The 243-nt window shown below is 62.6% G+C and carries 1 protein-coding gene; it reads left to right on the top strand.

Annotated features, from left to right (window positions below):
- A partial coding sequence (locus tag AAZR19_RS18995) for a hypothetical protein (protein WP_434704003.1) occupies positions 1 to 243 on the top strand: 243 nt, incomplete at both ends.

Genomic DNA, 243 nt, shown 5'->3' with positions numbered 1-243 from the left:
CTACTGGACCTACTGGCGCCACGGGTATTACCGGAGCTACTGGCTCTACCGGCGCCACGGGTATTACCGGAGCTACCGGACCTACTGGCGCTACAGGTGTCACTGGAGCTACCGGTCCTACTGGCGCTACAGGTGTCACTGGAGCTACCGGTCCTACTGGCGCAACGGGCATCACTGGAGCTACCGGTCCTACTGGCGCTACAGGTGTCACTGGAGCTACCGGTCCTACTGGCGCAACGGGCA

It is taken from the genome of Bacillus sp. Je.9.29.b, assembly GCF_051129925.1.
Classification (GTDB): Bacteria; Bacillota; Bacilli; order Bacillales; family Bacillaceae; genus Bacillus; species Bacillus safensis.
The sequence above is the reverse complement of the archived record's forward strand: the minus strand, read 5'-3'. Positions and strand labels throughout refer to the sequence as shown.